16 protein-coding genes are annotated in these 18,745 nt (G+C 48.5%); 11 read left to right on the plus strand and 5 right to left on the minus strand.

Annotated features, from left to right (window positions below; all coding sequences use genetic code 11):
• Positions 1–135: 135 nt before the first annotated feature.
• From rpsO to JXR92_RS03175, 6 genes are all read left to right on the plus strand, one after another.
• Positions 136–405 (plus strand): 30S ribosomal protein S15, encoded by a 270-nt coding sequence (gene rpsO / locus JXR92_RS03150; protein WP_005830737.1) that lies wholly within the window; start codon positions 136–138, stop codon positions 403–405.
• 92 nt (positions 406–497) lie between these two features.
• Complete coding sequence (locus tag JXR92_RS03155) at positions 498–1,391, plus strand: helix-turn-helix domain-containing protein (RefSeq protein ID WP_138346255.1); 894 nt, start codon at positions 498–500, stop codon at positions 1,389–1,391.
• 13 nt (positions 1,392–1,404) lie between these two features.
• Positions 1,405–1,893, plus strand: coding sequence for a DUF4251 domain-containing protein (locus tag JXR92_RS03160; RefSeq protein ID WP_131225600.1), 489 nt, complete (start codon positions 1,405–1,407; stop codon positions 1,891–1,893).
• A gap of 143 nt (positions 1,894–2,036) precedes the next feature.
• Positions 2,037–4,361, plus strand: coding sequence for an outer membrane beta-barrel family protein (locus JXR92_RS03165; RefSeq protein ID WP_138346253.1), 2,325 nt, complete (start codon positions 2,037–2,039; stop codon positions 4,359–4,361).
• Between the two features lie 176 nt (positions 4,362–4,537).
• Positions 4,538–5,113, plus strand: coding sequence for a helix-turn-helix domain-containing protein (locus tag JXR92_RS03170; RefSeq protein ID WP_005830747.1), 576 nt, complete (start codon positions 4,538–4,540; stop codon positions 5,111–5,113).
• An 80-nt stretch (positions 5,114–5,193) separates the two neighbouring features.
• The gene (locus JXR92_RS03175; protein ID WP_008662551.1) at positions 5,194–6,840 is read left to right on the plus strand and encodes an AMP-binding protein; all 1,647 of its coding nucleotides are present in this window, start codon (positions 5,194–5,196) and stop codon (positions 6,838–6,840) included.
• Positions 6,841–6,942: 102 nt separating this feature from the next.
• Here the strand turns inward: JXR92_RS03175 and JXR92_RS03180 are convergent, their stop codons facing one another.
• Positions 6,943–7,434: an S-ribosylhomocysteine lyase gene (locus tag JXR92_RS03180; protein WP_117964637.1), complete on the minus strand. Its 492-nt coding sequence runs from the start codon at positions 7,432–7,434 to the stop codon at positions 6,943–6,945.
• 31 nt (positions 7,435–7,465) lie between these two features.
• The gene (locus JXR92_RS03185) at positions 7,466–8,170 is read right to left on the minus strand and encodes a 5'-methylthioadenosine/adenosylhomocysteine nucleosidase (protein ID WP_117964636.1); all 705 of its coding nucleotides are present in this window, start codon (positions 8,168–8,170) and stop codon (positions 7,466–7,468) included.
• A gap of 244 nt (positions 8,171–8,414) precedes the next feature.
• Between JXR92_RS03185 and JXR92_RS03190 the strand changes: the two genes are divergently transcribed.
• The 3 genes from JXR92_RS03190 (at position 8,415) to JXR92_RS03200 (ending at position 13,187) form a co-directional block, all read left to right on the plus strand.
• Positions 8,415–10,925 (plus strand): YfhO family protein, encoded by a 2,511-nt coding sequence (locus tag JXR92_RS03190; protein WP_044468329.1) that lies wholly within the window; start codon positions 8,415–8,417, stop codon positions 10,923–10,925.
• Between the two features lie 694 nt (positions 10,926–11,619).
• Positions 11,620–11,952 (plus strand): 30S ribosome-binding factor RbfA, encoded by a 333-nt coding sequence (gene rbfA / locus JXR92_RS03195; protein ID WP_005834378.1) that lies wholly within the window; start codon positions 11,620–11,622, stop codon positions 11,950–11,952.
• On the plus strand, positions 11,952–13,187 hold the full coding sequence (locus JXR92_RS03200; protein ID WP_117601397.1) for an FtsX-like permease family protein: 1,236 nt from the start codon (positions 11,952–11,954) through the stop codon (positions 13,185–13,187). The genes rbfA and JXR92_RS03200 overlap by 1 nt, the downstream gene beginning before the upstream one ends.
• 8 nt (positions 13,188–13,195) lie before the next feature.
• Here JXR92_RS03200 and JXR92_RS03205 read toward each other — a convergent pair whose 3' ends face one another.
• From JXR92_RS03205 to aroQ, 3 genes are all read right to left on the minus strand, one after another.
• Positions 13,196–13,825 carry an O-methyltransferase gene (locus JXR92_RS03205; protein ID WP_005834376.1) on the minus strand — a complete coding sequence of 210 codons (630 nt, stop codon included), beginning with the start codon at positions 13,823–13,825 and terminating at the stop codon, positions 13,196–13,198.
• 118 nt (positions 13,826–13,943) lie between these two features.
• A complete protein-coding gene (pyk, locus tag JXR92_RS03210) occupies positions 13,944–15,401 on the minus strand; it encodes a pyruvate kinase (protein ID WP_005834375.1) in 1,458 nt (485 codons plus the stop codon).
• Between the two features lie 20 nt (positions 15,402–15,421).
• Positions 15,422–15,841, minus strand: a complete 420-nt coding sequence (gene aroQ, locus JXR92_RS03215; RefSeq protein WP_005834372.1) for a type II 3-dehydroquinate dehydratase — start codon at positions 15,839–15,841, stop codon at positions 15,422–15,424.
• Positions 15,842–15,959: 118 nt separating this feature from the next.
• Here aroQ and xerD point away from each other — a divergent pair, with 118 nt between their 5' ends.
• Both xerD and JXR92_RS03225 read left to right on the plus strand, forming a co-directional pair.
• Entirely contained in the window at positions 15,960–16,913 is a 954-nt protein-coding gene (xerD, locus tag JXR92_RS03220) for a site-specific tyrosine recombinase XerD (protein ID WP_117601398.1), read from the plus strand.
• A 136-nt stretch (positions 16,914–17,049) separates the two neighbouring features.
• The gene (locus JXR92_RS03225; RefSeq protein ID WP_117601399.1) at positions 17,050–18,744 is read left to right on the plus strand and encodes a tetratricopeptide repeat protein; all 1,695 of its coding nucleotides are present in this window, start codon (positions 17,050–17,052) and stop codon (positions 18,742–18,744) included.
• Position 18,745 lies beyond the last annotated feature (1 nt).

Genomic DNA, 18,745 nt, shown 5'->3' on the forward strand with positions numbered 1-18,745 from the left:
ACAAAGTTAGTGATTTTGGATTAGATATGCAGTATAGATATGATTTTTTTGCTGAATATCATTGTGATATAAAAGTTTATCCCTATCTTTGCAGCCCCGAAAGGGAATATTTATAATAACTTTTAATTAAACATTATGTATTTAGACGCTGCTAAAAAGCAAGAAATCTTCGGCAAATACGGAAAGTCTAACACTGATACTGGCTCAGCTGAGGCTCAGATAGCTTTGTTTTCCTACCGTATTGCTCGTCTGACTGAGCACCTTAAGCTCAACAGAAAGGATTATAGTACAGAAAGAGCTTTGACTATGTTGGTAGGTAAACGCCGTGCGTTGCTGACTTATCTGAAGGACCGCGACATCACCAGATATCGTGCTATCGTCAAAGAACTCGGCTTGCGTAAGTAATCTACTTGCGGCAAAACCATCAAAAAAGGAAGTTTTCCAAAAGGAAACTTCCTTTTTTGTTTATAATCCGATTTATACCTAATTTTGTATCCATGAAAAGAAAAGTATCAGCAGCAAATCTTTCGATAGCAATCACTTTTCTATTGATACTGCTATCATTCGGCTTTGGTTATCACAGCTATTCGCAGGCAGAACAACGTGTGGTCTCTGACCTGAACCAGGCACTGCAACGCACAGTATTGCAGAACAAGGGATTATGGTTGAATGCGGACACCATCCAAACCTATGCCAAGTTGCAAGAAGTGATGGGTACTCCCGTTTCCGTAAGCGGTTCCCACAGAGCCTTTACCGAAGCATTGTCCGTCACCGGATTGAAAGATGTCTCCACACTTTCGCTGCATATACTGAAAAAGAATGCTCCCGCCACCGTATTCAATGAAATTCCTGCCGGATGTCTTGCCAGCGACACATTAGTATGGCTCTCCACCACAGCCGATGCATCTGGACTGACGCTTTCTTTCCGAGGATATGCCCGCTGCTCAGCTGCCATGCTGTTCAGTTTATCCAAGCAGACAATTCCGGCAACATTGCTATTGGCCGCCCTCCTCTGGGGAGGATTCACCTTTTTCTATTTCCGTCGGCGCACAAGGACTGATGCTGATACTTGTAACGGGCAACAGCAGGAAAACACCATCACTTTCGGCAACCTTTCGCTTTCCCTCCAGGAAGCCTGCTTCTATAACGAACAGCAGGAAAAGCTAAAACTCACCCCCATGCAGTACACACTGATGGAGATGTTCTACCTTTCTTCCTCACACCTACTTTTCAAATCCGACATCTGCCAATCGCTATGGCCGGGAAAAGACAATGCAGACGAAACGCTTTACACATTGATACGGCGTCTGAAGCCCATTGTCGAGGACAACAGCAACCTCAGAATAACAACAGATCGTGGCCGCGCCTACGGACTGGAAATAAAAACCTAAACATTATAGAATCATGAAGACTAACAAACTTATCCTATTAGGGCTAATCTGCCTGACTGTCGCAATGCCGACAACCGCCCAAAACCGTAACGAAAAGAAAGCGCGCACTGAACGTGCTGTAAAAGAAGCTATTGCTGCTAAACAATACAAAATCAACGTAGATCGGATGCAACCGATGAGAGGCGGTAGTCGTAACCTGACCACCAACTACACACTGGAAATCAGAAACGACTCCGTTTTCTCTTACCTGCCTTACTTTGGAGTGGCCTACAATGCTCCGTATGGAGGAGGCAAGAACCTGAATTTCAATGCATCCATCACCGCATACACAACTAGAGCACTCAAAAAAGGCAAAATCCAAATAGACTTCAAGACCCGTAGTGATGAAGACAATTATGAGTACCGCCTCACCATCTTTCCCGATGGTTCTACCAGTATCCATGTGCAACCCATGAACAAACAGTCCATCTCGTTCACCGGAGAGATGGATACAGAAAAGTAATCATCTTCCCCCTTTAAAAGGACAAAAGAAAGTATTGTCAGTCTATTGTCAGGCAAATGTCAGACAACTATCCGCTTTTTGTTTCTTCCATCCCGGCAGAAAGCGGATACCTTCGTGTCCCGAAATCAAACAACAACCGGAACATGAAACAGATAATATGTATTCTTGCCCTGCTCCTAATGAGCGTCACGACAACAAAAGCACAAACCAGCCCGGCAACACCCTCCATCCAAGGTAAAATTCTCACAGAGGAAAAGCAACCGATAGAGTTTGCCAACATCGCCCTCCTTTCCGAAGATTCCACCTTCATACAAGGAACGTGTAGCCGAAGCGACGGTAGTTTTGAACTTCTCCCTCCCGCTCCCGGAAACTATCTACTACAAATTTCTTCCATCGGTTACAAAACCCTTTGCCAGCCTTGCCCCACCGGGAGTACCCACAACTGGATATTGCAAACCGATGCCGTGCTACTTGCGGAAACCGTCATCACCGCCGCCCGTCCCGTTTTCCGACTAAAGGGCGGAAAGTTGGAGACAAGCGTACGGCAAACCCTGCTCGCATCCTTGAATGATGCCAACGACGTATTGAAACATATCCCCGGACTGCGCTCCTCTGATGAGGGGTATACCGTTTTTGGCAAAGGGACACCGGTCATCTATATAGACAACCGCCTTCTGCAAGACAACTCCGAGCTGCAACGCCTCTCTGCCGCCGATATTGAAAAAGTGGAACTCATCACCAACCCGGGTGCAGAGTACGATGCTACCGTTAAAGCCGTTGTACGTATACGCACCGTACGTAACAAAAGAGACAGTTTTGGCGGTAATTTCCGTGCAGGAATCACCCAACGGAGACGCAGCAGCCATTACGGACAAGTCAATCTGAATTATCAGAAGAAAGGACTGGCCCTACTGGGCATGCTGTACACCAATTATGAAAACAGAAAACGCCACCAGGAGGTTCGCTACCAGATACCGTCCGAAATACAATGGGATGTAAATAACCGGGGTCACTTATATAATAAGGGACTGCTTGCCGGAGGAAAAGCAAGCGCCAGTTACGACTTCACCCCCCAACACAGCCTCGGTGCCTCCTATGAGTTTCATCGTACCCCCGATTATCACAGCAGTGATCATTCGACATATACCGTCCGGGCGAATGAAGAGTTGGCCGATCACACCATACATTCCTCTCAAAACTTGCAGCAAACCAGCCGGCACCAGCTGAATGCCTACTATCAGGGCAGCATAAAGCAACTCTACATAAACTTCAACACCGACCTGGTATACGGCAAAAGTTATAATCACCAGGAGGCTCAAGAAGAAAGCCAGACCGAAGGCAATCGCGACATCAGCTCTTTCAACCACGCCGACAACCGCCTTTATGCCGCCAAGTTGATTCTGACCCATCCCCTTTGGAAAGGTGAACTGAAGACCGGCGCCGATTACACCTTCATCCGGCGAAATGACAATTTCCTGAACCGGCAGCACATACTTCCCGATACAGACAGTCGAATCGACGAAAGCAAGTCCGCCGTCTTTGCCGAATACTCACTGACATTAGGAAAAATCAGCCTTCTTGCAGGACTGCGCTTCGAGCATGCCGTCTCCGACTATTGGGAGCAGGAAGAGTACGTGCCCGGTCAAAGTCGTACTTACAATGACTGGTGCCCCAACCTATCGGTAGACTTTCCTCTCGGCAAAGCCCAAGCCAATCTCAGCTATACAGCCAAAAGCAACCGCCCCAGCTTCTTCCAGCTACGTAGCACACTGAGTTATAACAACCGTTTCATCTACGAAGGCGGAAACCCGCTGCTCACCCCCGAAACCAACCACGACCTGCAGTTCACGGCCCTTTACAAGTGGGTACAATTCGGACTTAACTACCAATACCGCCGCAATGCCATTGCCTTCATGACCAAAGAATACGAGGACAATCCGGATGTTGTCATCTTCACTACCGGAAATTTCAAACGGATGCAGTATCTCACCGCCTCTGCCCATCTGTCACCCACCGTCGGCATCTGGAAACCGGAGCTCGGCATCTACTTCGCCCAACCGTTCTTCAAAGTCACCAATCAAGGCAGTAGCAAGAATATGAACCGCGGCAGCATTTACCTCTTTCTGCAAAACAGTCTCCAGCTTCCGGACGAGTGGACTCTCTCCCTTGATGCCGACTACCAGAGCGAAGGCAACTTCGGCGCCATGCTGCAACGTTCCTATTGGGGCATAGACGCCGGCATCCGCAAAACATTCTTCAACAAAAGGCTGACGCTCGGACTGCAAGTCAATGACCTGTGGAATTCCCGGTATGGCTCCTTCATGCTGTTCGGTCCCCGGCTGACCTATACGAAAAAGGCAAACCCGGACTCGCGCAGCTTCTCCCTGAACCTAAGCTATCGCTTCAATGCGGCAGGCAAAGCGTACAAAGGAAAGCACGTATCGGAACAAGACTTAAAGCGGCTATAAACAGAACTTTGGGGAAGAAAGAGAAACAGAACAGAAGAATATTATACAAATAAGCCGACCACCGGATATATTTCAGCAATATTTTCCCTCAGAATGTTGCATCAAGTAAAAGTTTCTCTTATTTTTGCGGTTTAATAGCTATAAATTATAACCTTTAGACAGAAAATACTATCATTATGGATACCAGCAAAATTGTAGGAGAAAAAATAAAATCACTCCGTGAAAGCCAATCCATCAGTATGGAAGAACTGGCACAGCGTTCGGGACTTGCTATCGAACAGATTGAACGTATAGAAAACAACATCGACCTCCCGTCACTGGCTCCCCTCATCAAGATAGCTCGTGTACTGGGTGTACGTTTGGGAACTTTTCTTGACGACCAGGATGAGAACGGTCCCGTGGTCTGCCGTAAGGACGAATCGCAGAACAGCATCAGTTTCTCCAACAATGCCATCCACAGCCGCAAGCATATGGAGTATCATTCACTCTCCAAATCCAAAGCCGACCGCCACATGGAGCCGTTTATCATTGATGTGGCCGCTACGGACGACAGTGACTTTGTACTCTCCTCACACGAAGGCGAAGAATTCATCATGGTGATGGAAGGGACCATGGAAATCAGTTACGGCAAAAACACCTACCTGCTCGAAGAAGGTGACAGCATCTATTACGATTCCATCGTTCCGCACCACGTACACGCCTATGAAGGGCAGGCAGCCAAGATACTTGCAGTAGTTTATACACCAATTTAAATTAATGGAAAATTGAAAGGTGAAAATGGAAAATGATAAATACTTTCTATTTTCACCTTTCCACTTTCAACTTCCACATCATGTTATACGAACGCACCCTCGGCCAATGGTTGGAACATTGGGCCGAAACAACACCAGACAAAGAATATATCGTTTACTCCGACCGCAACCTGCGTTTCACCTGGAGCCAGTTCAACCGCCGGGTGGACGACATGGCCAAAGGACTTATCGCCATCGGCGTGGAGCGGGGAACACACGTAGGTATCTGGGCAGCCAACGTACCCGACTGGCTGACCCTATTATACGCTTGCGCCAAGATAGGTGCCGTCTACGTAACGGTAAACACCAACTACAAACAGTCCGAGCTGGAATATCTCTGCCAGAACTCCGACATGCATACCCTCTGCATCGTCAATGGCGAAAAGGACAGTGACTTTGTGCAGATGACCTATACCATGCTTCCGGAACTGAAGACCTGCCAACGCGGACACCTGAAAAGCGAACGTTTCCCCTATATGAAAAATGTCATCTACGTGGGGCAGGAGAAGCACCGGGGCATGTACAACACGGCCGAAATACTTCTCTTGGGCAACAATATAGAAGACAGCCGCCTGAATGAGCTCAAAAGTCAGGTCACTTGCCACGATGTAGTGAACATGCAATACACCTCAGGCACTACGGGATTCCCGAAAGGCGTCATGCTTACCCACTACAACATTGCCAACAACGGTTTCCTTACCGGTGAGCACATGAAGTTTACCGCCGACGACAAGCTCTGCGTCTGCGTACCATTGTTCCACTGCTTTGGCGTGGTACTTGCCACCATGAACTGCCTGACACACGGCTGTACGGAAGTAATGGTGGAACGCTTCAACCCGTTGGTAGTGCTCGCCTCCATCCACAAGGAGCGCTGCACGGCACTTTACGGTGTACCCACCATGTTCATTGCCGAACTGAACCATCCGATGTTCGACATGTTCGATATGTCCAGCCTACGTACGGGTATCATGGCAGGTTCCCTCTGCCCGGTAGAGCTGATGAAGCAGGTGGAAGAGAAAATGTACATGAAAGTGACCAGCGTTTACGGGCTGACCGAAGCTGCTCCCGGAATGACCGCCACCCGGATAGACGACCCGTTCGATGTACGTTGCAATACCGTAGGACACGACTTTGAACATACGGAAGTAAAGGTTATCGACCCCGAAACCGGAGAAGAGTGTCCCGTAGGCGTACAAGGCGAAATGTGCAACCGCGGATACAACACCATGAAGGGTTACTACAAAAACCCGGAAGCCACAGCCGAAGTCATTGATGAGAACGGCTTTCTGCACTCGGGAGACCTTGGAATAAAGGACGAGGACGGCAATTACCGCATCACAGGACGCATCAAGGACATGATTATCCGCGGTGGTGAAAATATCTATCCCCGCGAGATAGAAGAGTTCCTCTATCAACTGGAAGGCGTAAAAGACGTGCAGGTAGCCGGCATTCCCTCTAAAAAGTACGGTGAAGCCGTAGGCGCTTTCATCATCCTGCACGAAGGAGTGGATATGCACGAATCGGATGTACGAGATTTCTGCATCGGCAAAATATCACGCTACAAGATACCCAAGTATATCTTCTTCATCAAGGAATTCCCCATGACAGGAAGCGGCAAGATACAGAAATTCAAGCTGAAAGACTTGGGATTGCAACTTTGCAAGGAGCAAGGGATTGAGATTGTGTAATAATAAAGGATAAGGATCAAGGATGGGGTTATGCCTATATTAAAGTCTATGCGACCCCAATAATCCCTTATCCCTTATCCCTAATCCTTTATCCTTAACCCCTTATTTTTCTTCTTTTTCCGGATATTTCATATTCTCCTCTTTCATCTGTTCCAATACCTCATGCAGGTATTTGGCAGACTCCCATTTAGCCATCGGAAGGTCGTGGAGCAGGTAGTTGCCGCAATCTTGCGGAGCGGCACCGGGGACTTCACCTTCATATTCGGCAACAAAGCGGAAGGTGTCCTGCATCAGTGTCAGTATGTCCTGCGGCTTCAAGTCACCTTTCATCAGCAGATAATTACCGGTGAGGCAGCCCATGGGGCCCCAATAGATAATCTTGTCCTGCCACTGCGGGTCGTTGCGCAGGTAGGTGGCGGCAAGGTGTTCGATGGTGTGTAGAGCACCTTGTCCCAAGGCAGGCTCGCGATTGGGCTCTTTCATACGGATGTCGAAAGTAGTGACTGTTTCTCCGTTCACTTCATCCTGGCGGGATACGTAAATGCCGCGCAACAAGCGGATGTGGTCGATTGTAAAACTGGGAATCTTCTTCATGAGTTATAAGTTATAAGTTATAAGTTATGAGTTATAAATTGCTGGGAAGGGTGGAGAGGAAGGTCCATATCGTGAGGAATGAACGCTCTGCCATGGTTCCCCAGAAATCGGCATACTGCGAAGCATGGTCCTCTACTCCGGGTGTGTCGCTGATGATGCGGAAGCTGAGAAAAGGAACATTGTACAGATGGCAAGTCTGCGCAATGGCGGCAGACTCCATATCAACGGCAAGACCGCCGGGGAAACGTTGCTTGATGGTATCCAGCTCCATACGGTTGGTGATGAACCGGTCGCCGGTACAGACAAGTCCGCTGTGGATGCGACTTTCCATTCCGGCTTCGTTCAGCGACAAGGCATGTCTCAACAGAGAGGGACAGCCCTCGTAAGAGGCGGGGAAACCTTGTACCTGTCCGTACTCGTTACCGTCGCCGCACCAGACGTCGTGATACACCAGACGTTGGCTTGCCACTACATCCGTCACCTTCAGGCAAGCATCAATACCACCCGCCACACCGGTGCTGACGATGCAGTCCGGAGAAAAGCGCCGTATCAGTTCCGAAGCTCCTACCGCTGCACTCACCTTACCGATGCCACATTGCGTCAAGATTACATGGTTACCGCCCAATGTACCTTCCACATAGCGGAAACTACCATCGCCCGACGTATTCTTATCCTGCAAGCGCTCCACCAACCGGCGGTGTTCGCTGTCCATTGCACTGATTATCCCTATTGTCATATCTATAATAATTTAAGCTTGCATATTACCATTAAAGCACTTTAATCTTTTTTTGGAAAGGCAAAGGTACAACATTCTGCCGATAACGTGACAATAACAATCTGCATTTATGTATCTTTGCCACAAAAGCGAAGATAGGCTGCACCTCAACAAAACTTTTTCATGCAAGCATGAAAGTTCTGTATTCGGTTTGCACTATCTTTGCCCCACAATTGATTAATTGATAACTCATAACTTATAACTCATGAAGAAGCTTCTTCCCGACCTTATTGCCATCTTGGCATTCGTCCTCCTTTCCTTCGCCTACTTCTTCCCGGCGGATATAGAAAACCGTATTCTCTTTCAGCACGACACGGCTGCAGGAGCAGGGGCAGGACAAGAAGTCAAGGAGTATTACGAACAGACGGGCGAACGCAGCCGTTGGACAAACTCGCTGTTCGGCGGTATGCCCATGTATCAGATAGCCCCTTCGTATGACTCCACCAAGTCACTGCAGTGGGTACAGAAAGCCTACCAACTCTTCCTGCCCGACTATGTGTGCCTCACATTCATGCTGATGCTCGGCTTCTACATCCTGCTGCGCGTCTTCGGCATACCGGTCTGGCTGGCCGGACTGGGCGGTATCATGTGGGCATTCTCGTCCTATTTCTTCATCCTGATATCTGCCGGACACATCTGGAAGTTCATCACCCTTGCCTACGTGCCGCCCACCATAGCAGGCATTGTGCTCGCCTATCGTGGGAAACTGCTGTGGGGAGGCATCCTCACCGCCTTGTTCGTGGCCCTGCAAATCACCTCGAACCACGTGCAGATGTCCTATTACTTCTTCTTCGTCATCCTTTTCTTTGTGGGAGCCTACTTCGAGAAAGCATGGCGTACCAAGACATTGCCCCAGTTCTTCAAGGCAAGTGCCGTACTGATTGTGGCAGCCCTCGTCGGCATAGCCGCCAACGTATCCAACCTCTATCACACCTATGCCTACAGCAAAGAAACCATGCGCGGCAAAAGCGAACTGGTGCAGACCGGCGACGCTGCTAAGCAGACCAGTAGCGGGCTGGACCGCGACTACATCACCCAGTGGAGCTACGGCATCGACGAAACACTGACTCTGCTGGTGCCCAACTTCAAAGGCGGAGCATCCGCCGCTCTCAGCCAGAGTGAAACCGCCATGAGCAAGGCAAACCCGATGTACAGCAGTCTGTACGGCTCACTGACACAATATTTCGGTACCCAGCCCATGACGTCGGGTCCCGTCTACGTCGGAGCATTCGTCTTATTTCTGTTCGTACTGGGATGCTTCATCGTGAAAGGACCGTTGAAGTGGGCATTGATAGGAGCCACCTTCTTCTCCATCGTCTTGTCCTGGGGCAAGAACTTCATGCCGCTGACGGATTTCTTCATCGATTACGTCCCGTTGTACAACAAGTTCCGCGCCGTGTCCTCCATCCTTGTCATAGCAGAGTTCACGATACCTTTGCTGGCTATCTTTGCCCTGAAACGCCTGCTCGAAGAGCCGGAAATCTTAAAGCAGGAAAAGAAGCCCCTCGGCATCAGCCTGCTGCTCACTGCAGGCATCGCCCTGCTGCTTGCCGTTGCCCCGGGCAGCATCGGCTCCGGCTACGTGCCCGCCCAAGAGGCACAGATGCTGCAGAATGCCGTCAACCAGCAGATGATACCCGCCAACGAACTCTCCGGCATCCTTGCCAACTTGGGAGAGATGCGTGCCGAACTCGTCAGCAGCGACGCCCTGCGTAGCTTCATCATCATAGGCATCGGCTGCAGCCTGCTCTGGCTCTATGCAAGCGGCAAGCTGCGTAGCTCGCTGACCATTGCAGGTATCACCATACTCTGCCTGGCAGATATGTGGGGGGTCAACAAGCGCTATCTGAATGATGCCCAGTTCGTGCCCCACTCCATCCGTACGGAAACCTTCACCAAGACGAATACAGACGAGCTGATACTGCAAGATACCAGCTTGGACTATCGTGTGTTGAACTTTGCCACCAGCACCTTCGATGACAACAATACCTCCTACTGGCACAAAAGCGTCGGCGGTTATCACCCGGCCAAGCTGCGCCGCTACCAGGAAATGATAGAGCATCATATCTCTCCCGAAATGCAGGCGGCCTACAAGGCCATTGCCACCGCCGGAGGTGAGATGGACAGCGTAGATGCCAATAAGTTCCGCGTACTGAACATGCTGAACACCAAATACTTCATCTTCCCTGCAGGGCAGCAAAGACAAACCGTTCCCATCCTCAACCCGCACGCCTACGGCAATGCATGGTTTGTAAACAAGGTGCAGTATGTGAACAACGCCAACGAAGAGATTGACGCCCTGGACAGCATCATACCCACAGAGACAGCCGTAGTGGATGCCCGCTTCAAGGATGTACTGAAAGGTACCACGGAAAGTTATAAAGACAGCCTCTCCAGCATCCGCCTGACAAGTTACGCACCTAACCGCCTGACGTACGAAACAAACAATGCCCAAGACGGTATTGCCGTATTCTCCGAAATCTATTATCCGGACGGCTGGCACGTAACCATCGACGGACAGCCTGCCGAACTGGCACGCGCCGACTATATCCTGCGCACAATGTATGTTCCTGCCGGACAGCACACCATCGAAATGCGCTTTGACCCCACCAGCCTGCACGTGACGGAAGGCATCGCCTACGGAGCACTGGCACTGCTGGTGATAGGTATCATCGTGGCAGTGCTGATAGCTAAAAGGAAGTATGTAAAGGCATAAAAAAAATATCATATCATTCCCCCATAAGCACTCGACGCATGCCGTATCAGGGTATGAATAGCGGAATGCGTCGAGTGCTTATGTCCGTTCCGTTATCCCCTCATGTTTGTTCTGTCATTCCCTTATGTCTGTTCTGTCAACCCCTATATATTGATGAAAAACCACGGCTGTGAAGCATATTCTTCACAGCTGTGGCACGTCTTCTTCACGACTGTGGAAAAGGCGTACCACAGCCGTGCGCACATGATAAACCCAAAGGCTTCTCAAGACAAACCACCGTGCAAAACACAACAGAAGCCTATGTAACACACAACGGAAGCCTATGCAAGAGACAAGAAAGCCCGGTCAGATGCGCAAAAAAACCGTTTCTACCCTCCCGGGTAAAAACGGCTCAAGTCAATAATACATGAAAAAACGCTATTTAGAGAGAGTCTCTTCTATAACGGAATGGTTCTCTTCCTTCTTCACTCATCATCAGCAGTTCTCCGAACTGACATCAAAGTTAGGGAAGCATAACAAGAACAACAAATAGAATCTACGAAAAGGCATATCTCATCGACAGAACGGAAAAGAATGAACCCTACAATAGGGAAAAGAATGAAAAAAAAGCTATAAACAGTCGGCAGAACGATATATTTCAGTAACTTTGCTAACGTGAAAACAGGCTGCACCCCAGCATAAAAAAATGAACAGTATGGAAACTACCAGACAAAATAAAATAGCCCGTCTCCTGCAGAAGGAACTGAGTGATATCTTCTTGTTGCAAACCAAGTCCATGCCCGGCATACTGATTTCCGTCAGTGCCGTACGCATCAGCCCCGACATGAGCGTGGCACGCGCTTATCTCAGTATATTCCCCTCGGAGAAAAGCGAAGAAATCGTCAAGAACATCAACGGAAACATGAAGTCCATACGCTTTGAACTGGGTACCCGCGTACGCCACCAACTACGCATTATCCCCGAACTGAAGTTCTTCGTAGACGACTCACTGGACTATCTGGAACGAATTGACGAACTGCTGAAATAATGTCCCTTCCCTTCTTTATAGCCCGCCGCTACCTCTTCTCCAAGAAGAAACACAATGCCATTAATATCATCTCCGGTATTTCGGTGTGTGGAGTGGCATTGGCTACGTTGGCGTTGGTATGCACCTTGTCCGTGTTCAACGGTTTTCAGGACATGGTGGCAGGCTTTTTCACAGCTTTCGACCCGGAACTGAAAATCACCGTCCGCGAAGGTAAGGTTTTCGACCCGCACGAAGCGTGCATCCGGCAAGTACACGCCCTGTCCGAGATTGACGTGTGGACGGAAACACTGGAAGAGAATGCCATGGTGCAGTACAAGGACCGCCAGGCAATGGCCGTCATCAAGGGAGTGGAGGACAATTTCGAACAGCTTACCTCCATCGACAGCTTGCTCTATGGGACGGGAAAGTTCCTACTGAGCGACTCGGTGGTGGACTATGGTTTTCTGGGTGTGGAACTTATATCCGAGTTGGGCACCGGCATTCAGTTCGTAGACCCGTTGCAGGTCTATGCCCCCAAACGGAACGTACGGGTAAACATAGCCAACCCCACTGCGGCTTTCAACCGGGAGTATCTCTTCTCGCCCGGCGCCATCTTTGCCGTCAACCAGCAAAAATACGATTCACGCTACATACTGACGTCACTCGACTTTGCCCGCCGTCTGTTTAATTATGACACGGAAGTCTCTGCCATCGAGATGAAACTGAAACCCGGTTCCAACATCGGCTCCGTACAAAAGAAAATAGCAGGCATTCTCGGCGACCGGTTCATTGTACAGAACCGCTACGAGCAGCAGGCCGATGTTTTCCGCATCATGGAAATAGAGAAACTCATCTCTTATCTCTTCCTCACCTTCATTCTGGGTATCGCATGCTTCAATGTCATCGGTTCGCTGTCCATGCTGATACTGGACAAACGGGAGGACGTGGAGACACTGCGCAACCTGGGTGCCGATGACCGGCTCATAGCGCGCATCTTCTTGTTCGAAGGCAGGATGATTTCTGTGTTCGGCGCCCTCTCCGGCATCGTTTTAGGATTGTTGCTGTGCTTTCTGCAGCAACGTTTCGGGTTGATTTCATTGGGGGGAGGAAACGGAAGTTTTGTAGTAGACGCTTATCCGGTAAGTGTACATGCCACGGATATTATTCTGGTATTCGTAACGGTCATCACTGTAGGCTTCTTGTCCGTATGGTATCCGGTGAGATACCTCAGCAAGCGGCTGCTGAGAAAAAGATAGAAAAACAGTTACTTCTTACGGATAATCGTCAATCCGTCACGCAGGGGAAGAATGACTTTCTCCACACGCGCATCCCGCGCCACCAAATCATTGAAGGCTTTGATACTGATTGTCTGCAGGTCTGTGCGATGGGGTTGTTCTTCCAGCACATGGCCATCCCACAAGGTATTGTCGGCAATGATATATCCACCGCCGGAAAGACGGGCGAGCACCATTTCATAATACTCTATGTATTTACGCTTATCTCCGTCAATAAAGGCAAGGTCGAAAGTGAGGTCCAGTTGCGGTACCAGTTCCAAAGCATCACCGATGTAGAACCTGATTTTATCCGCGTAATCGGAATTCTCCAGCCACGGACGGGTGAAGTCCTCCTGCTCGTCGTTGATTTCAAACGTATGCAGCATCCCGCCCTCCGGCAGTCCTTCTGCTATGCAAAGTGCGGAATATCCGCTATAAGTCCCTATCTCCAGCACCTGCCGGGGACGAATCATCCGGACAAACATCTTGAGCATACGCCCCTGCAAATGTCCGGAAGCCATGCGGGGATATAGCAACTTGACATGCGTGTCGCGATAGAGCGCTTTCAGGTAATCGCCCTCATCATCAATGTGCTGCAAAATGTATTCGTCAATCGTCACTTTGTTAATGGATTATAGGTTAGGGATAAGGGATTAGGGGTTAGGGATTAGGGGTTAGTTCTGCGCACAATTATTAATTAATCATTAACCGCTAATCCCTTATCCTTAATCCCTTATCCTACAAGTATCTGTTACTGTTGGGCAACACACTATCTTCAGCATGCTTCAAGGCATCTTCTACGACATTGATTTCAAGGAAAGAGGTCTGTGTGCCTTCCTTACCGCTACTCAGGTAGCCCACCATGTCCGTAGGACATAAACGGCCTTCCTTCAACAAGCGGCGCAAGGCTGCAAAGTAATATTCCTGCCCGTTGGCAAGTTCGGGCATATAGATAGCTTCCACACCGTAGGAAAGGGCAAGGTGCCGCATAGTCTTTTCCTTGTAGCAGATGGCCAACACCGGATATTTGCCACGGAAAGCGGCAAGGTTACGGGCAGTGCGGCCGCTGTAACTGTCGGTGATGATTGCACGGATTTTCAGTTTGGTGGTAGCCTTTACCGCTTGTTTGGCCAGGAACGCAGTCACGTCGTTGCTGTTCTCGTCCAGCGGAATACGGATATCGTTGTCAGACAACTTGTCTTTCTCCGCTTGGGCGGCAATCTTGGTCATCGTCTTCACTGCTTCTACCGGATACTTTCCATAGGCGGTTTCACCGCTCAACATCAAGGCATCCGTACGATAATAGATGGCATTGGCAATGTCCGTTACCTCCGCACGGGTGGGACGCGGATTGGAAATCATGGTATGAAGCATCTGTGTGGCAACAATCACCGGCTTCTTGGCAAGAATACACTTGCGGATGAGCACACGCTGGATGCCCGGAATACGTTCCTGCGGAACTTCAATACCGAGGTCACCGCGAGCTATCATCACACCGTCGGCTACTTCCAGGATTTCATCGATATTATCAACGCCTTCCTGGTTCTCAATCTTAGCAACAATACGGATATCGCTGTTATGAGCGTCAAGAATTGCCTTGATGTCGAGTATATCCTGCTTATTGCGCACAAAGGAGTGGGCAATGAAGTCTATGTTCTTCTCAATGGCATAAAGGATATTGGTGCGGTCCTTCTCCGTCAGAGAAGGCAGATTGATGCGGACGCCGGGAACGTTGACGCTCTTGCGGCTGCCCAGAGTAGCCTCATTCTGTACTTCGCAGAGCAGATAGTCGGGGGTCTTCTCTACAACGACCAACTCTAAGTCACCGTCATCAATAAGGATATGGCCGTCCACATTCAAGTCTTTGACGAAATGGGGATAGGATACCGAGATACATTCACGGGTAGTCTCCTGCTCCGGGTTGCCTACCACCTTCACGCGGTCGCCCGCCTTGAAAGGAATGGGCTCAGCCAGAACCGTCGTACGGACCTCCGGTCCTTTCGTATCCATCAGGATAGCGATGCGGTTGGAAACCGAACGCACATTATTAATCAACTTCTCGGCACCTTCACGGCCAAGATGTGCAGTATTCATACGTACAACATTCATACCTGCATCGAACAACTGCTTTATAAAATCAACATCACAGCGCTGGTCAGAAATCGTTGCGACAATCTTCGTTTGCTTCAATAACATAATCTATATACCTATTTTATTTAATAATCTTTTAATGCCTCCATGGCCAGACGGTAGGAGTTCAGCCCGAAACCGAGAATGACACCCTTGCAAGCGCAGGAAATCATGGACACATGACGAAAAGCCTCGCGGGCATGTACATTAGAGATATGCACCTCAATCACTGGAGAAGTGACCGAACGGATAGCATCTTGCAGAGCGATGGACGTGTGAGTGTAAGCACCCGCATTCAAAATGATGCCGTCCACATCAAAACCCACCTGCTGAATCTTGTCTATCAGCTCTCCCTCAATGTTGGACTGGAAATAGTCAATCTGTACATCCGCATATTTCTTACGGAGTTCGGCAAGGTAGTCTTCAAAAGTAACGCTACCGTAAATGGAAGGTTCACGTTTGCCCAAGAGATTTATATTGGGGCCATTAATAATCTGTATCCTCATAACACAATTTTTTATACCTTTGCGGTGCAAAGATAGTGCAAACCGAAAGCAGATGCAAATTTATTTGCAATTTGCTGAAATGCAGTCTATTTTCGCGAAGCAAAGGTAGAAAAAAGAAATGAAATCAGAAGAAAAATCCACGAATAAGGAGAAACAAACGCTGATAATCAGAAAGTACCACCAGTATCTGAAACTGGAAAAAGCACTCTCACCCAATACAGTGGATGCTTACCAAACAGACTTACAGAAGCTGCTGCACTTTCTGGAAGGAGAGGGTATCGCTATCCTTGACACTACCCTGGATGACTTGCAGCATTTTGCCTCCGGACTGCACGACATCGGCATCCATCCCCGCTCGCAGGCACGCATCTTGTCGGGCATCAAGTCATTTTTCCATTTCCTAGTCATAGCCGACTACCTGGAAGGAGACCCCAGCGAACTGTTGGAGGGTCCCAAAATCGGATTCAAGCTTCCAGAAGTATTGACGGTGGAAGAGATAGACCGCATCATCTCCGCCATTGACCTAGGCACAAACGAGGGGCAACGCAACCGGGCCATCCTCGAGACTCTATACAGTTGCGGCCTACGGGTATCGGAACTGTGCAACCTGAAAATCTCCGACTTGTATTTCGACGAAGGCTTCATCAAGGTAGAAGGTAAGGGCAGCAAACAACGCCTTGTACCTATATCGTCCCGTGCCATCAAAGAAATAAGGAACTGGTTCGTAGACCGTAATGGAGGCTGGAAAATCAAGAAAGACTTCGAGGACTATGTATTTCTGGCACGCTGGGGCAAAAACATCTCGCGCATCATGGTATTCCATCTTATCAAAGAACTGGCAGAGAAGGCCGACATCACCAAAAACATCAGCCCACACACCTTCCGCCACTCCTTTGCCACTCACCTGCTTGAAGGAGGCGCCAACCTACGCGCCATACAAAGTATGCTGGGGCACGAATCCATTGCTACAACAGAAATTTACACACACATCGACCGGAACAGATTGCGCAGTGAAATCATAGAACACCATCCCCGCAATATAAAGTATCGCAAAGAACGGGAAATTCATTAAATTATGATAAAATTACTGCGAGGGTTAACAAACTGTAATAGGATTTAATATCTTTGCGTTGTTATGTTCATGCCCAAACAGCACACTAACATGGAATAGACAAATTTCAATTACAAACAATTAATTTATACCTAAAATGACTAAGAAATTGTATCTGCCGTTTTTAATGGCAATGGTTGTTGCATTAATGACATCATGCAGCAAAAAAATGGGTGAATTGTCATCTGATTATTTCACCGTAACTCCTCAAGTTCTGGAGGCTGTAGGTGGTAAAGTTCCCGCTACAATCAACGGAAAATTCCCCGAAAAGTACTTCAACAAGAAGGCTGTGGTAGAAGTGACTCCAGTATTGAAATGGAACGGTGGCGAAGCTAAGGGCCAATCTGCCGTATTCCAAGGCGAAAAAGTGGAAGGTAACGACCAGACTATCTCTTACAAGATGGGCGGCAGCTACACGATGAAAACATCTTTCGACTATGTACCGGAAATGGCAAAATCCGAACTGTATCTGGAATTCAAGGCTACAATCGGTAAAAAGACTGTCACCATCCCTGCTGTAAAAGTAGCTGACGGTGTAATTTCCACTTCTGAGATGCTGGAACAAACATTGGGTAGCGCTAACCCCGCCAACGGTGACGACGCTTTCCAACGTATCATCAAAGAAAAGCATGACGCCAACATCATGTTCTTGATCCAACAAGCCAACGTACGCGCCAGCGAATTAAAGACTGCCAAAGAATTCGGCAAAGAAGTGAAGAACATAAACGAAGCTGCCAACAAGAAGATCAGCAACATCGAAATCTCCGCATACGCTTCTCCTGATGGTGGTGTAGACTTGAATACTACATTGGCTGAAAACCGTCAGGACAACACAGCTAAAATCATCAACAAAGATTTGAAGAAAGCCAAAATCGATGCAGCAGTAGACACCAAGTATACAGCTCAAGACTGGGAAGGTTTCCAGGAACTGGTATCCAAATCAAACATCCAAGACAAAGAATTGATTCTTCGCGTTCTTTCCATGTATCAGGATCCTGAACAAAGAGAACAAGAAATCAAAAACATCTCTTCTGTTTATAAGACTTTGGCCGACGAAATCCTGCCGCAACTGCGTCGTTCACGCCTGACTTTGAACTACGAAATCATCGGTAAGTCTGACGAAGAAATCGCAAGCCTCGCCGACAGCGATGCCAAGCAGTTGAACATCGAAGAATTGCTGTATGCCACTACCTTGACTAAAGATGCTACCAAACAAGAAGCCATCTTCACAAAAGCTACTCAAATCTACCCGAACGATTTCCGTGCTTACAACAACTTAGGTAAACTGGCTTATCAAGCTGGTGATCTTGACAAGGCTGAAAGCTACTTCAAGAAAGCTCTCTCTATCAAGGATGCTCCTGAAGTCAACATGAATCTTGGTCTGATTGCTTTGACCAAGGGTGACAAGACCGCAGCAGAAGGCTACCTGAGCAAGGCTTCCGGTTCTAAGGAGCTGAACGAGGCATTGGGTAATCTGTATGTTGCTCAAGGTCAGTACGACAAGGCTGTCAACTCATTCGGCGATACAAAAACCAACAGTGCAGCTTTGGCACAAATCCTGGCTAAGGACTACAACAAAGCAAAGAGCACATTGGCCGCTATCGAAAAGCCGGACGCTTACACTGACTACCTGATGGCTGTACTTGGCGCAAGAACCAACAATACATCTATGGTAACCAGCAGTCTGAAAAATGCCATTGCAAAAGAACCGGCTTTGGCAAAGAAAGCTGCTTCTGACCTAGAATTCGCCAAATACTTCACTAACACTGACTTTATGAATATCATCAAATAAT

The organism is Bacteroides parvus, assembly GCF_017309675.2.
In the GTDB taxonomy this organism is placed as follows: Bacteria; Bacteroidota; Bacteroidia; order Bacteroidales; family Bacteroidaceae; genus Bacteroides; species Bacteroides uniformis.